The 13974-nt window shown below is 54.8% G+C and carries 8 protein-coding genes; 1 reads left to right on the forward strand and 7 read right to left on the reverse strand.

What is annotated here, in order from left to right; translation table 11 throughout:
- Positions 1–2 precede the first annotated feature (2 nt).
- Positions 3–3383 (reverse strand): Swt1 family HEPN domain-containing protein, encoded by a 3381-nt coding sequence (locus TCARDRAFT_RS01740; RefSeq protein ID WP_007288290.1) that lies wholly within the window; start codon positions 3381–3383, stop codon positions 3–5.
- Positions 3384–3398: 15 nt separating this feature from the next.
- A complete protein-coding gene (locus TCARDRAFT_RS01745; protein ID WP_007288291.1) occupies positions 3399–6197 on the reverse strand; it encodes a DUF1156 domain-containing protein in 2799 nt (932 codons plus the stop codon).
- Between the two features lie 131 nt (positions 6198–6328).
- On the opposite strand from TCARDRAFT_RS01745, the gene TCARDRAFT_RS01750 reads away from it, so the two are divergent.
- Positions 6329–7729 (forward strand): ISLre2 family transposase, encoded by a 1401-nt coding sequence (locus TCARDRAFT_RS01750; protein WP_007288292.1) that lies wholly within the window; start codon positions 6329–6331, stop codon positions 7727–7729.
- 191 nt (positions 7730–7920) lie between these two features.
- On the opposite strand, the gene TCARDRAFT_RS01755 is transcribed toward TCARDRAFT_RS01750, so the two are convergent.
- The 5 genes from TCARDRAFT_RS01755 to TCARDRAFT_RS01775 form a co-directional block, all read right to left on the reverse strand.
- Positions 7921–8340, reverse strand: a complete 420-nt coding sequence (locus tag TCARDRAFT_RS01755; RefSeq protein ID WP_083795362.1) for a DUF3800 domain-containing protein — start codon at positions 8338–8340, stop codon at positions 7921–7923.
- Positions 8341–8558: 218 nt separating this feature from the next.
- Positions 8559–9479: an IS3 family transposase gene (locus TCARDRAFT_RS01760; RefSeq protein ID WP_007288294.1), complete on the reverse strand. Its 921-nt coding sequence runs from the start codon at positions 9477–9479 to the stop codon at positions 8559–8561.
- Positions 9480–9514: 35 nt separating this feature from the next.
- Positions 9515–9841: a transposase gene (locus TCARDRAFT_RS01765; RefSeq protein WP_007288295.1), complete on the reverse strand. Its 327-nt coding sequence runs from the start codon at positions 9839–9841 to the stop codon at positions 9515–9517.
- Positions 9842–9909: 68 nt separating this feature from the next.
- Complete coding sequence (locus TCARDRAFT_RS01770) at positions 9910–10248, reverse strand: DUF3800 domain-containing protein (protein ID WP_198003877.1); 339 nt, start codon at positions 10246–10248, stop codon at positions 9910–9912.
- Between the two features lie 30 nt (positions 10249–10278).
- Positions 10279–13770 carry a helicase-related protein gene (locus TCARDRAFT_RS01775; protein ID WP_007288296.1) on the reverse strand — a complete coding sequence of 1164 codons (3492 nt, stop codon included), beginning with the start codon at positions 13768–13770 and terminating at the stop codon, positions 10279–10281.
- Positions 13771–13974: the final 204 nt, after the last annotated feature.

Genomic DNA, 13974 nt, shown 5'->3' on the forward strand with positions numbered 1-13974 from the left:
AGCTACTCCTCAAACTCATGGTGCTTAAACCGTAACGTCCGGCAGTTCTCGGTAACGGTGCGCACCACATTATCAGGCACGCCTTCGGAAAAGTCGGCCTGAATATCCAGGCTGACCCTGACCCGGGCCCCGTTTAATAGCGCCAGGTGCTGAATAACTTCTTCGGCAATCTTGCCGGCGTCCCGGCCGATGCGCGCCGTATCTAAATCCACGGTGGCGAAGAACCGGCGCACTTTTTTCGCTGGCGACGGCGGCGGGGTAACGGGCGGCACGTCGCGGCCATCGCGCACGCCCGCCGTCCCGGCTGCCCCGTCTTGCTGCGGCGGATAATCAACAGGCGGCGCCATGCGGCTGGCTTCTGCTTCATCCTGGGCAAATTGCCGCTTGGCTGCCGCCGGTTTGACCAAAAAGCCGCTTATCTCAGGGAAACCGGCGCTGCCCTGTGGACCTAAAGACAGCCCGAGAAACCGGCCGGCCTCCGTAACCGCCGCGGCATAGCCAAAGTATTCGTCCGACCGCAGGCCTTCCGCGATCGCGTGGATGAGTACATTCACGTCCTTTAGCCGGGGCAAATAGCAGTAGCTGGCCAAATACTCCCATACTTTCTTGATCTGAATATACTCCTGGTCCCGCCAGAGCCAGCGCTCCAGCTCCATAAACAGAAGGGCCGGCGACCAGCGGGTAATGAGATATTCGCTTGTCCGCATCTGCTGCGATGCTTTCACTACTGGGCTGTCGGCGCTGCCGCCGATGCGCACCGTTTCCCACATAACCGGCCCGGCGCCTTCCTGATACGGCGTGAGCAGCCACGAGTACGCCTCTTTCAGCCTGATGTCGACCGTTTCGTCGGCCCGCTTTTTGCTTTCCGCCGCTTCCCGCCGCTGGTGGGCGTCCAGATTTAATGCTTCCGCTTCGTCCAGCACCGATTGCCAGGCCAGGTACCGCCTCACTTCCATGTCAAGACTGGCAATAAGCTCCCGGTCAGGCGCGACAAAGGCCAGCATGTTGCGGTATAGTCGCGGGCCAGCGCCGCGGCTGGCCAGGATATCGCCCGCCGCCGCCAGCGCCGGGCTGTCCGCGCTCCCCAGGCGGTGATGCTGCTGGGGGGATAGCACCACCAGCCGCACGGCCTGCTCGTCCGGCACATCGGCGGAAGAGGCAGGGCAGACATGGACGCCGGCAAACTCGCCGCGGTCGCGCATTGCTTTCAGGCGCTTTTCCAGCTCGAGCTCCACATCGTCGCTTTTATATTGCTGGGCCCGGTCTTCGACGGTGCGCCGAAGGTTCGGGGGCAGGTCGTACCAAAAGCGCTGACCACTGACATAGAGGTGGGTCGAGCGACTCAGCAGGTGACCGGCCGCGTCATTAAACACCGCCACCGCTTCCCCGGGCTGGACCACCCCTAAGCGCACGCGCACGTCTTCAATGCCCCGGTTGCGCTGCTCCCGCACCGACGGGGCGCTACCCAGGAAAATGGACCGGGCTACGCGCCGCGCCGCCATGCACTGGCCGAAGCGGGGGTTTTCTTTTTCCAACTTTTGCGGCAGTGACCGCGGACCGTCCACATCGGTCTCCACCACATTGTTCCAGCCGTTATCCAGGTAGCGGGTCAGTTCTTCCCGGACAATGGCGCTATTTAGCGGGATCGACCCGGGCATAATCATTAGACCGGCATCCTGGTTGAGCCACAGTTCATGAATGACCGCCGCCATCAGCCTGAGCACGCCCCGGGTGCGCTGAAACCGGTCGAGCGCCGCCCAGTCATTGTACAGCCGGTCAAAAACTTCGGGGTGAATGGGATAGCACGCCTTTAAGCGGGCCAAATAGGCCAGCTCCTTCGTCTCCAGCGGAAAGTCGCGGCCGCCGCCTGAGTACATTTCGCTAAAAGCGCGGCAGACCTCGTCCCGGGCCACCTCGTCTTCCACGTCCAGGAACAGGCGGCGGCGGACAATTTCAAACCCCTCGTCCGCGCCGACCGGCTTCCAGATATATTCCATCCGGCCAAAGGTATGCTCGATTTGCTCCTGGGTTATCTTCCCTGCTTCCCCACCGATTTCGATCTCCGATTCGGGAATAGAGGCTACGACGAGGCTGTTTTGGCTGGCCCGGGCCGCTTCGGTCAGTTCCTGGACAAAGGTCAGGACGGCTTCAAAACTGCCGGCCGGCAGGCCGTCGACCTTGTAAATTTTCCGGGCATAGGCCACTAATTCGTCAATCAGGATCAGGCAGGGGCCGCAGGTGTCGAGGAGCTCGACCAGCGCCGCCGACCCGGGCGGCACCGCTTTTTTATCGGCGTCGCGGACAATGTCGTAAATCTTATTGGCGGTGGCAGCATCGCCCTCGGCCACCTGCTCGGCCAGCTGGGCCGCCATTTCCCCCCACAGGGTATTAATGGTAATACCCGGTAAATTGGCCGGGCGCCGCGCTTTGGACGGATTGAGGGCCGTGCCGACCAGCACGGCGATGCGCGCCCGCGGCACTTCCGCCGCGCCGGCCGCTGCCAGCACCGGCTGAAGATTAGGCAGCCGCGCCACGGTCGTCGCCGAGCGCAGCAGATGATACAAGGCCAGCATACTGTGGGTCTTGCCGCCGCCAAAGGCCGTCTTAAGCTGGATGACCGGCTCGCCACCGGCGCCGCCGGTGCGGCGGATGGCCTGCACCAAGAGGTCCTTCATCCCTTCAGTGATATAGGTGCGGGCGAAAAATTCCACCGGGTCCTGGTACTCGATTTGCGCCGTCCCCCGCACAACCTGGGAAAGGTCGGCAGCAAACTCCGCCTGCCGGTACCGCCCTTCGGCCACATCGGGGTGGGGCCGGATGACGTTACGCCAGGGCTTTAGTCCGCCGCGGGGCACTGTCCGCAGCACTTCAAGGCTATGACGGGACGCTGCCGGTGGAGACGCCAGCCCGGCAGCCGCTGTCGACGCGCCCGTCGTCCCGTACCGCACCTGGCGCACCAGGGCCCGCAGCGCTTCCGTCGTCTCGGCATCCAGCTGTTCGGTGAGGCGGGCCATGGTGTCCAGCGCCCGCCAGGCATCGTCGGCGGAAAAATCGCCGCTCCCCTTGTGCGCCCATTTATTGCGGGTGGTAATAAGCTCTTTCACCCAGTGGCGGTGTTCCTTGCTGAGTTTTAGTTTGAATATCTGGTTCCAGTGGATATCGATGAGAACAAGACATCGGGCGGCATCGAGCGAATCGACCAGCATGCCCCAGTCGCCATCATCGGGCAGGTCGCGTTTTTGCTCATCGTAGAGCACGGCAAGCACCCCGTCCTGCCACCAATTATTGCCGAAAAAGGCCCGCAGCTGCTGGGCCACATACGGCGCCAGGATTTCGGTAAGCAGGTGAAACCCTTTGGTGATTAACGTATAATTATCGGCCATTTTTCCTTCCCTCCGCTATAAAGACAGTTCAACCTGAACGGCCGGCCGGGCGGCAAATTCCACCATCTTCTGCTGGATAGCCGGCCAGGAAACGACCAGCGTGTTGTAGGCCAAAGCCTCATCGGTCCAGCCTCGCCGCTCGCAAATGGTATACAGGCGGTAGGCCAAGGCTTTCGCCTGTTCGGCCCGTTCGCCGCCCAGGCGCAAAGCGAGCCGGGCGGCGGCGTCTTCACCGCCTTCTAGCAGCGCCTTGACCAGCTGCTGGGCAGAGCGCCAGACCGTTAGGCGGCTGTCGTGTTCGGGGCTAAAGTCAGCGAGCTCGTCCCGCTTGATCAGGCGCACCTTGCCCTTGGCCGCCGCCAAGATACCGTCACTCACCAACCTGTCCACCGCCGTGTTCTTGGCCCGGGCCAAAACGTCGGCCTCACCAAACGGCGCCTCGCCCAGGCCGAACTGTTCAAACCAGGCGGCGCAGAACCGGGTGTCTTCGTCCATGGCTCCTTCCTGGGCAGCAAGATAAGCGTCCAGCTCCTGGTTTATCAATGCTAGCGCCGTCCGTACCGGCATGGGCTGGCCGTCCGCCTCCAGTACTCGCTTGTAGCGGGAGAAAATGGCCATGCCGGGGCCGATCGCGCACTGGGCCATGTCGACTGGAGCAATGCTCCCTTGCTGCAGTTCGTGGAGCGCCTGGGGCAGTTCCCGCCGCAGGGCGCTCAAAAACTCCCGCCGGGTGGCCAGCGGCGCATCATTCGGCCGCGGGCGGCAGACCAGAACGATGGACGAAGCGAGGGCGTTGGTGCCGTTCGCAACTGGCCGGTTTGATAATTCGCTCCGCATCGGCCAGGTACCGGTAATGACAAACCCGGCCTTTAGCAATCCCTCCAGCATTGTCTCCCAGCCCGTCGACGCCGTGCTGCCGTGGGTTTCGGCGCCTTCATCGCCAGCTTCGGTATCAGCCTGCTTAAAGGCATAATAGACCGTCAGCGGGTAGTCCGGGTGGGCCATTTGCCGCATCGTGGCAAAGGCCGCACCTAGCCCATGCTCAAAAAACGCCTTGGCCTTGTCCTTATCGCCGCCAAACCGGTAAGGAGTAGCCACCAGTTCCGGCGCTTTGGGAACCAGCACGGTGCTGAAAATATCAGGATATATGCCGTGCAGCGCCCGCCGCAGCCAAACATAGAAAAAATCGGACAAATCGGCATAACCGATATTGTCGTAGTAGGGCGGGTCGGTGGAAATGATGGCCGAAAAACCAAAATTAGGTTCCGTTGCGTCAAGTTGGTATACTTTTCCTAGAATTCTACTTCCTAATTGATGTATAACCTTCCATACCCAATCAACACAAGCAGTCCAATTGCCTGTTGAGGTACTAAATGGACAACATTCCGCGTAATCCCAAACCATTGGAATTGCCTGTCTACCAAAAGTATTCCTCATTTTTTCGCCGGAAGTATGCCAACTACACATGCTAGACCAGTAATCCGCTCCCTTATCCACCGCCAGCGCCAGATATGTCGCCACGGCGTCGGCATAAGCCGCCGCACCGGCGCCGCCGTCGTTAAGGCGTGTACCGTCATCAGCCATCCCTGCCGCTACCGCGTCCTGATAAACCTGCTCCCGTGCCGCCGCCACCAGGTCGCTGAAGGTGGTTAGCGCGACCAGCTGGCGGGGAGTGAAGAGGTCTTTATGTTTCGTCATTCCGTACTGCTGAACTCTAAAACCTAATGCTTTTTCCGGCAAGTCAGTGTCAGGAACGTTTTGCGGCCGCGCCGCCAGGGCCGTCTGTACATGCTCCTCGTCCGGCCCGACATATACCCGCCCGTTACGGCCTTCCGCCACGATCGCCATCAGGCGAACGCCCATCCGTCCGGCCTGGCCTTCGCCGCGGATATAGTCAAAGGCCACCGGCGTGCCGCAGCATATACATTTAGCCCCGCGACGACTCACCGTCCCTTCCGGCGGCTTGCCTTTCCCCGTCTTTACGACAAACCGCACCTGTTTTACCGCGCCGTCCACCACCGGCTCGACCCACGCCTCTTTGCCTTTTTTTGTTGATAACCAAAACTTGCTTGCCAGCGGCATTTCCCAGCCGCAGGCCGGGTTGGGGCACCGCACGGTGCGCGCCCATAGCCAGGCGATGACGGTGGCCTCCCCGCCGCCATGCTCGGGCGGCAGTTTCACCTTGGGGTATAAATGGCCGATGCGCTTGGCGGCCTCACGGCGCATCCATTCGCCATAGTAGCGCACGTCGGCGGCCAGACCGGCCGCCCCTTGCCACCCCTGGCCGGCGCCGATTTGCCGCCGCGCCTCGGGGTTGACGGGCGCTCGCCCCGCGAACCGGGGCGGGATTTCAATAAGCGCTTTGGTGATCAGCACCGCCACCGGATTTAAGTCGCTGGCGTACGCCGCCAGGCCCAACCGCTGGGCCTCGAGGGGGATGGAACCGCCGCCGCAGAAGGGGTCGTACACCGGCGGCGGATTGTTGTTGGTAGCCTTCATGATCTCTTTACGGGCTTTCGCCAGCACTTCTTCGTTATTCGTGTTCTCCCACTTGACCAGTTCTTCGATTATGCCAAATAACCGTTTCCGCTCCTTTTCCTGGTCGGCTTCGGTGGGGAACCTGTCCGGATGGCTGGACGGGTCGTCCACTAGCGTGGCAAACAGCACTGCCCGGCAGGTTGCCAAGGGCTTGCGTGACCACCACAGGTGCAGGGTGGATGGGTGGCCGTGGCGGATAGACTTTTCCCGGGCCGACGCCTGGTTAATAGCATCCAGCGGCAGGGCCACTTCGATGAGCTTCTTTTTGTAGGACATATGATACGCTCCTGTTTTTAAGTGTTAGTGTAAAATTACTGTAGGATTTTTGAGGAAGAAAAAAGAAGAAGACATCACCATCCTTCGACGGGATGAGTAATCCAAAAAGATTACCCAGGGGTGATGTCTTCATGTCAGTAATTATTCGATATATCAAAGAAATTATCCTTTCGAAGTTGGAAGAAGACGAGAAAGAATTTGAGCGTTTATTGTATGAGATGGATTTTCAGAATTTTGAGCGGCTGTTACAAAATAAACTACATGACGTAGGGCGCACAATCATCAAGGCGGTTTTAGAAAAAATGGACCAACTGATCAAACAAGATAAGACGCTTCGTCCTGGCTGGGTAGTTTGCCGAAAAGATGACGTTAAAGAAGTAGTAACCTGTTTTGGGACTGTAAGCTATGCCAGAACCTACTACCGACATAAGGAAACAGGGCAATACGCATATTTAGTTGATGAACAAGCAGGTTACGCGCCGCATATGCGATTAGACCCAACGGTCAAGGCAAAACTGATCGAGCATGCAGCCGAAATGTCTTACCGCAAAAGCGCCGAAAAAGTAGGAGCGGCATGTGGCGGGGTAGCATTAAGCGGGCAGACAGTCTTGCGGGCAGTTCGCGAATTCAAAGAGCCCGAGATGCCGGTACAAGAGCGTAAAGCAGTGCCAAGACTCTACATAGAAGCAGATGAAGACCATGTAGCCTGCCAGCATGGGCGGGCGTTGGAATCCCGGCTGGTTTATATACATGAGGGCTGGGAAGAAAAAGACGGAAGACGGTCACTAAAAAATCCGGTATATCTAAGCGGTATGGATAAAGAAGCAGATGAATTTTGGGAAAAAGTATGGGACGAAGTAAACAAGCGCTATGACCTTGATCGTATCGAAAAGATCTATGTAATAGGTGATGGTGCAGCATGGATTAAGTGTGCTCAGCTTGTTTTTCCGAAGGCAGAATTTATTTCAGATAAGTTCCACTTAATGAAGTACATTCGGCGAGCGTTAGGCGGTAACAAAGAACTCAACAAGACACTAATGGGAGCATTGCGGTTTGGCAACTTTGAAAAAGCACAAGAAGTCATTGAAAAGCTACTAAAAAGGGCGCCAACGGCAAGTCGGAAACAGGCAATTATACAATCCTGGAGCTACATTCGAAGCAACTGGGAAGGGATAACCAGAACATATAGTCACAAAGAGATAAAATGCAGTGCAGAAGGGCATATCAGTCATGTATTATCGGCGCGCATGAGCAGCCGGCCGATGGGGTGGAGCCGAGAAGGCGCCAAGCATATGGCATACATACGCGTATGTCAGGCAAATGGTCAGTCAGTAGCCGAGGAATATCTAAGACAACAACAAGTAAATTACAAAATTGAGATAATGACAACAAGCCCGGCAGAAACTGTAGAAGTTGAACGGCAAAAGAAAACAAAAGCAACCTGTGAAACACATGACAATATTCCTGTATTAAAGGGGCCGAAAAACTTCTTATATAAGGCCTTGCGGGAGCTTTCGCTTGCCTATGCTTAATATTATGTTAACTCATCCGCGATGGTATGTCTTCTAAAAAATCCTACAATGTCTTGACACTATCTTTTAAGTTATTTCTTTTGACAAATTGCCGAAAAATATTTTATAATAGAAGTGCGGAGCTGAACCGCCGCACTGGCGGTGTAGGTTCTGCCAAACGCCCGCTCGTAGCGGGTTTTATTTTTTTATACTCATATTCGTTTTATGCCCATCTGCAGCGGATCGTCAGCCGCTGCTTCTTTTATGGTCATAGGCTTAATATGAAGGAATAATCTATCAGCATTAAACTTTTTATAAGACCCTTTCGGGTTCTCCTGCCGATAAAGAGCATGAACAATCATATCCGCAGCCTGGATAAGAAAACTGTGATGCGACTGCCGTTCAAAGGGGTCTTCAATTATCCGGTCTAACCGGTTATTGTACCATTCGCCAAATTTGCTGCTAGTAGGATTATATTGCCGTAACCGTCTTTGAATTTTTCGCAAGTGAATTTCGTTACCCTCATCAGTAATTACCATGCCGTAAGCATTGGCATCTTGCTTTAGCATATACGTCTGAAATCTTTCCAGTAAACAGCGCCACGCTGTATCATACCACTTTTCCTGTTTCAGAGTTGTATTGACTTTGTCTAAGAATACCGGATTAACCCCTTAATTTTGGAGTCCTGTCTTAAAATGCTCATAAAATCACAGGATTGCTTTTTCTTACGCTTTCGCATATGCGAGTGTAGCCCATGCTTGTCATATGTCAAGGCACGCTTCGCTCTGCTAATGGCAGGCCTTGACATTATGACTGCGCACATGCTTTTACGGTCATCAGCGAAAGCTTATTAGACCTTAACTGTAAACAGGCTTTCTCCAGTTGCTGCAACCAAGCCGTTAAACCTAGCTGGTGACATATATCGCAAACTGCTATGGAGACGCCGATTGGTGTAAAAGTCAATGTATTCTGCTACTACTTTAACAGCTTCCTGATAGCTTTCAAACTCATGCCGCGACAGGCATTCATCTTCAAGTAAACGGTGGAAAGCCTCAATATGGGCATTCATATTGGGTGTCTTGGGTGGTATGCGCTCATGTTCGATACTTAGAGCGGCACACGCTTCTTCAAATGCGTGGCACGTAAATTGCGGTCCATTATCAGTCCGAACAACTGGACGCACATCCGTTTGCAGCAATTTGCGCCTGAATAGTGCTCGTTTGAGCAAGCTTGCAGCGTGTACACCTTCACATGTCAGACCAATATAGTAGTCTATGATCATTCGATCATAGATGTCGATTACGCACATTACGAAGAAAAAGCGGTCTTCGCCAGCAATATAGCCATATTTTATATCAATTTCCCATAGTTCGTTGATTTTGCTAACTGTCCGGTTACGAGCCAGACGGCGGATATGACGAATATGTCTATTACGCTGTGGTCTTAAAATATCAAGTTCTTTACAGAGCCGGTATACCTTTTTCTTGTTGATGATTAACTTGTATTCTTGCGTCAGGCACTTGGCAAGTTTACGATAACCATAAACACTTTCTTCGCCCGAGATTAGTTCGAGCAGCCACTCCTTAATTTGTTCATCGCATATCCGTTCTCCCAATTCATTATACGAATAACCAGGGACTGGCCGGCCGCCGCGTGTTACTTTTGGTGCCGTTTGTGTTTTTGTTTCTGTATGTTCTAATGATTGCTGATGTTTTCGCCGCTCGTAATAAGTTGATGCGTTAATGCCGATAATGCGCAGCACTTGGGCCACAGGATATCCCCGGCTTATCCACTTATCGGCCACGGCTATTTTGTCCGATAGCCGGGGTTGGTCTTTTTTAAAAGATCACGTAATATTGCAATTTCGAGATCTTTATCGCCCAAAATGCGTTTAAGCCGTTCGTTTTCAGTCTCAAGTTGCCTAAATTCTTGAGGAGTCGGAACATACGAGCTGGTTTTCTTGGCGCTAGGATCCGTGTTTTCCCAGTCTTTGTGTTTGGCCCGATTTAACCAGTTATAAACAGTTTTAGGGCTAATTTCATGTTTTCTGGCAACTTGGGCTACATCAGCACCTTGTTTGATTTCTTCAATTACCATTTCTTTGAATTCTTTAGTATACCGAGTCGATCTCATGTCTCGTCTCTCCCCTCATGTTTTCATTTTATCCTATTTTGAGACGAGACTCCAATTGGATTAGGGGGCTAAATAGATACCGTCAATACTTTGGCATCAGGCAAAGCAGCAGACAGACGTTCAAGAAAGTAGTGATAAATTTTCATTCTTTCCGACCTATGTTGCAGTTTAGGATTGGGATAATTACGCTTTCCCCGCGGATTAAATAGTTCTGCACCATGCAACTCTTCGGATTGGGGGAAGCCAAAAATCTGTTTTAATTCTCGGCGAAGTTTTACCATACCAATCAAGTTTTCCTGCCATTTATCCATAGGCAAAATTATGCCTGCTAAGGCATAATAACTACAGCCGGTCTGGCCAGCAGCCTTATTATACGCACCTATATCCCCAGACTCATCGACATACAAAAGATAATACCTCATGATACCACTGCCTTTCTATGAAGATTGGCCCTTAAATAAATCCGCAATACTATAATTCACGCTGGTTGCGGCAAAGTCTGGCTCACTCCGGAACGGGCACTTGATATACTGCGGCTGGCCGACGCTTTCCCCTACTTCGACAATAGCCAGAAAATAATCGTCCGGCTTATTGAGCGCCGTGAGGATCTCGTTTTTGGTCACGGTCACCGTCGTTGCCCCCGGTGCCCGCCCTTTGACCTCGATAAACCGCAGTTTCCCCGTGCCGGGAATGCGGGACTCGATATCATAGCCGCACCGCTCACTGCTCACGTCCCGCGGCTCGTAGCCGAGGCTGCGTTCATAGGCCATCACGGCGTCCATCGCCTTGCGCTCGCTGCCCTGAGTATCATGAGCAAACAGCGGCGGCCTGCTGCCTGTCAACCGGTCGATTAGACCTTGCGGCACGACCAGCGCGCCGCCGATGACCATCGGCGGCAGCGGCGAAAGGTTGCGCTCCTCATTCAGCTCGTCCAGCCGCCGCTTTAAGCGGGCCTCCAATTCGTCGGCCCGCTGGCGCGCCTTGGCCGAGTTGATTTTAGCGTTGACTTTGCCCGCCTGCTCGGCCAGCTTGAGTTCTTCCGCCCGCAGGTCCCAGTAGTTAATTTCCTTGGTTAGGCGGTCCTTGACCGCCGCCATGGTCTTGGCAATCAGTTCTTCCTTGCGGCGCTTCACGGCAGCAAAGTGCCCCGGCACCATGGTGGTAATCGCGTAAGTCATGGCCTGCGCTTCCAAATCGGCCTGCAGCCAGTTTTTGTTAATATATTGAAGGATTAGTTCTTTCTCGCTACCTTCTGCCGGGCGGTAGTCAAGGTACGGAGCGTACCCGGCCGCGCGGGCGCTGCCGTCGACGCTTATTTCTACAAATTGGACCTGGCGGGAAACAATCCGGCGGCTGCCGTCTTTGGTCGTCCGCCCGTCCTGGACGGCGTGCTCGAGGTAGACCAGGGCCCGCACCGTGTCACTGCCATCGTTCGGGTCGATTAAAATGGCGCCACGCTTTAATAAATCCCGGTTGCGCTCAAGGATCAGGTCGATCGTGGCATCAAGCAAAGGGTGCCCAGGGCAGATAAAAGCAGCCTGTGGTTTACCCTGGACATAGATAAGGTCTTTTTCAAAACATACCCGTTCATAGCGGGTCATTACCGGCTCTCTTGTCCCGATCTGCCGGTCGCGGGCGCGAATGACGGCCGGGACATGGGTGATTTCATACCGGCCCGGTTCGCGTTCGCGCAAAACGCCGCCAAACAGTTTAAAGGCTTCCTTGAAAAACGCGGCAATAAAATGGGGCTGGAGGCGGCGAGCTTCGAGCCGCTCCATTTCTTCGCGGATCTTCATGACTTTGTGGACGTCCATCACGTCGTGCGACAAGGCCCGCTCTTCCAGCAGATTGACCAACGCGTCCCTGTCCAGCGCCTGATCGACGGCCTGATAAAGTCTCATCTTTACTTCCGGCCGGTCGCCGTAGCGAATGGCCTCGATCAACAGATCGCGCAGCGGCCGGTTGTCAAAAGTGATTTTCCCCAGCACGTCAAAGACCTTGCCGCCGAGGGCCTCCCGCTCCTCTTCCAGCTTTTTGAGCAAGCGAAAATAAACTTCCCCCTCGCGGGTGTCGACGGCTACCATATTCCACAGGTGGCAGACCTCGGTCTGGCCGATACGGTGAATGCGGCCAAACCGCTGTTCCAGCCGGTTGGGGTTCCACGGCAAATCATAGTTGATCATAAGGTTGGCGCGCTGCAGGTTGATGCCCTCACCGGCGGCATCGGTGGCGATCAGGATATGGACGTGTTTATCATGGGTAAATAGTTCCTGCACTCTTTTCCGTTCTTCCCGTCCCATGCCGCCCTGGATGGTTGCTACGGCATCGTCACGGCCAAGGAGCGACCGGATTTTTTCAGCCAAGTAATTAAGTGTATCGCGGTGTTCGGTGAATATTACCAACTTACGGCGCATGCCGCCGGCGTCAAACATGGCGGTCTCATTCTGGAGCAGTTTGGATAGCTCATCCCATTTGCGGTCGGCGCCGCTGGCTCTGAGTTCTTTGGCCCGCTTCTCCAGGTAGCGGAGCTTGTCTATTTCGGCTTCCAGCTCGGCGATGGTCTGCGCGGCCGTAGCCTGGTCGACCACCATTTCTTCAATTTCTTCCACTTCGGCGCCCGGCGCGTCTTCCAAATCCGCCAGATCTTCCGCCGATAGGCTAATTAGCCGCTCTCGCTCCTGGCGCAGCTGGTGGCCACGCCTCAGAATTTTTTCTTCCCGCAGCCGCTTTTCCAGGCGTTCGCGTCGCCGACGCAGCGATTGGTAAATGGCTTCCGGCGACGAGGCCAACCGTCGTTGGAGGATGGTCAGGGCAAAGCCCACGGTCCCCTTACGGCTGTCGCTTGCCAGCGCTTCCGCCCGGTTGAACTCGTCCCGGACATAGCCGGTAACTTCGCTATACAGGTCGGCTTCGGCATCAGATAAGGTGTAATTGACGGTGTAGGCCATCCGTTCGGGAAATAGCGGCGTACCGTCGAATTTTAACAGCTCTTCTTTGACCATGCGGCGCATGAGGTCGGATACATCCACCGTATGTACGCCGTCCCGGAACCGGCCTTCAAACCGGTCGGCGTCTAACAGGGCCATAAATAGCTGAAAATCTTCTTCTTTGCCATTGTGGGGCGTCGCCGTCAAGAGCAGAAAATGTCGCGCTATCCGGCCGAGCAATTGCCCAAGACGGTATCGTTTGGTAAACTTCACTTCGCCGCCAAAGAAGCTGGCCGACATTTTGTGCGCTTCGTCCACCACAATGAGATCCCATTCAGTCTCGCCCAGCTTGACCTGTAAATTTTCATCGCGCGCCAGCTTGTCAAGCCTGGCGATGCACATCGGTATTTCGTTAAAAATGTTGCCTGTCCGCGACGCCTCAATCCGGTCGTTGGTGAGAATCTCGAACGGGAGTTGAAACCGGGAATACATTTCATCCTGCCACTGGTCGGCGAGATTGCCCGGCGACACAATCAGGCAGCGGGACAAATCGCCTCGGACCATCAGTTCCTTGATAAATAAGCCGGTCATGATGGTTTTGCCGGCGCCCGGGTCGTCAGCAAGGAGAAAACGGAGCGGCTGCCGCGTCAATAGTTCACCGTACACGGCCGTGATTTGGTGAGGCAACGGCTCAACAAGCGACGTATGTACCGCCATCTGCGGGTCAAAAAGATAGGCCAGCCGAATGCGGTACGCCTCGGAAACAAGCTTGAGCAGACCGCCGTCGCCGTCGAAACTCCAGGGCAGGCCGTTTTCGGCGATTTCCAGGCTGCTTTCCCGGTCGCGGTAAATAAGTTCACTGTGCGGTCGGCCCGCCGGGTCTTTATAAGTCAGTTCCACCACGGCCGTACCATACCATTTTACATCCACCACCGTGGCTAAGCCGTCAGGCAAAAGGCCTTTCACCTTCGCCCCGCGCGTCAGTTCCTCCAGACGTGCCAAGTTATCGCCTCCCCTGGACAGTTATTGCTACTATAATCAGCAAATAGTATTTATTATTGTAGAAATTCTCGCGACCAATATTATCTCCTGCAAATTGGCCGCAATAACCAGATAACTAAAACCCCCGCTACTAGCGGGGGTTGGGATTAATTCGGATGGTTTATTGTAAAATAAAATGCAACAGTAGAAGATGAGAAAAATGCT

Source organism: Thermosinus carboxydivorans Nor1 (assembly GCF_000169155.1).
Classification (GTDB): domain Bacteria; phylum Bacillota; class Negativicutes; order Sporomusales; family Thermosinaceae; genus Thermosinus; species Thermosinus carboxydivorans.